The sequence below is a fragment of the Limnohabitans sp. genome (assembly GCF_046052765.1).
Classification (GTDB): Bacteria; Pseudomonadota; Gammaproteobacteria; order Burkholderiales; family Burkholderiaceae_C; genus Limnohabitans.
Genome location: NZ_JAVLFQ010000036.1, coordinates 1 through 1,760, shown reverse-complemented (window position 1 = coordinate 1,760; position 1,760 = coordinate 1). Strand labels below are relative to the sequence as shown.

The 1,760-nt window shown below is 53.2% G+C and carries 2 protein-coding genes, 1 other RNA gene and 1 pseudogene; all 4 read left to right on the top strand.

Going from position 1 to position 1,760, the window contains the following annotated elements; genetic code table 11:
* Window positions 1-86: pseudogene (locus AC9UG7_RS04865) on the top strand (outer membrane protein OmpA); the annotation flags it as partial.
* Between the two features lie 115 nt (window positions 87-201).
* The gene (gene ubiG / locus AC9UG7_RS04860; protein ID WP_509584951.1) at window positions 202-909 is read left to right on the top strand and encodes a bifunctional 2-polyprenyl-6-hydroxyphenol methylase/3-demethylubiquinol 3-O-methyltransferase UbiG; all 708 of its coding nucleotides are present in this window, start codon (window positions 202-204) and stop codon (window positions 907-909) included.
* Between the two features lie 11 nt (window positions 910-920).
* On the top strand, window positions 921-1,592 hold the full coding sequence (locus tag AC9UG7_RS04855) for an HAD family hydrolase (protein WP_509584949.1): 672 nt from the start codon (window positions 921-923) through the stop codon (window positions 1,590-1,592).
* Between the two features lie 13 nt (window positions 1,593-1,605).
* Window positions 1,606-1,760, top strand: a transfer-messenger RNA (tmRNA) gene (ssrA, locus tag AC9UG7_RS04850); the annotation flags it as partial.

Genomic DNA, 1,760 nt, shown 5'->3' with positions numbered 1-1,760 from the left:
AACCTGTTGCTGACAATGGCACCAAAGAAGGCCGCGCCAAAAACCGCCGCGTCGAAATTGAAGTGGTCGGTGCGCGTAAGAACTGATTAACTTTCATGCCTATCAAACCCCGCCTGGTGCGGGGTTTTTTTTGACCTTTGCATCAGCTGGTCACCTCACAGTTGAGCGCCCATCCCATCAAATATCGTTGACAATCCGGTGATGAACAATACGAACGTAGACACCGCAGAACTCGCCAAATTTTCTGAACTTGCCCACCGCTGGTGGGATGTCAACAGCGAATTTCGACCCTTGCATCAAATCAATCCGCTTCGATTGGAATGGATCAACTCACTGGCTTCTATCAAGGGCAAAGCGGTGCTCGATGTCGGCTGTGGCGGCGGTATTTTGAGTGACGCCATGGCCCGTGCTGGAGCCACTGTCACCGGTATTGATCTGGCCACCAAGTCATTGAAAGTGGCGCAATTGCATGCGCTGGAAACCCAAACACCGAATGTGACTTACCGTGAAGTCAGTGCCGAGGCCATGGCCGCAGAAGCACCCGCGCAATTTGATGTGGTCACCTGCATGGAAATGCTCGAGCACGTGCCCGATCCGTCCTCTGTCGTCAAGGCTTGTGCCACCTTGGTCAAGCCCGGCGGTTGGGTGTTTTTCTCCACGCTAAACCGCAACCCGAAATCTTTTTTGTTCGCCATCATTGGCGCTGAATATGTGTTGAACCTGCTGCCCAAAGGCACGCACGAGTTCGCTAAATTTATCAAGCCTTCTGAACTTGCAGCATATTGCCGTGTGGCCGAATTGCAATTGCAAGCGACCAAGGGACTGCAGTACAACCCGCTCACGCGCCGCTATTGGTTGGATACGAACACCAGCGTCAATTACATGATTGCCACCCAGCGCGTACTTTAAGCACACCATCCATGCGTTCGTTTCCAAGACCCAAGGCCGTGTTATTTGATTTGGACGGTACGTTGATAGACAGTGCTCCAGACTTGGGTGCGGCCGCCGACAAAATGCGTACCGACCGCGGCATGACCTCGTTGGACTATGCCTTGTACCGCCCGATGGCTGGGTCAGGAGCGCGTGGCATGCTGCAAGTGGCGTTTGGTATCACTGAAGCGCATGCAGATTACGAGGCGTTTAAGAATGAATTTTTAGACAACTATCAGAACGCTATGACCGTCAAAACCACGGTTTTCGATGGTGTTGACGACATGCTGACAAGATTGCAGCAACTGGGGTTGTTATGGGGCGTGGTGACCAATAAAAGTCAGCGTTTCACCATTCCGCTCAGCCAACAAATGAGCCTTTTCAAAACAGCTGGCGCGGTAGTCAGCGGTGACACCACGCCGCATGCCAAACCGCATCCCGCGCCTCTGTTTGAAGCTGCACGTTTGCTGGGGTTGCCGCCACAAGATTGTTGGTATGTGGGCGATGATGAGCGAGACATCGTCGCTGGTAAAGCCGCTGGCATGGTGACAGTGGCTGCTAACTACGGTTATCTGGGCGCTGAAGCGGATGTGTTGGAGTGGGGGGCGGATTTTGTGATTCACCATCCCAAAGAGCTGACAGACTTATTACCCAAGGCGTAGAATGAAGATTCTTGGGGCTGCATTGGTTTCGACATGGGTTCGGACGCGGCGCAGGGCATGTCGAGGTTCTGTCACCTCGTAAATCCGCAGAAAAAAACTAACTGCAAACGACGAACGTTTCGCACTCGCGGCTTAAACCCGCGAGCCTTGCAACAGTTGGCCGATAGG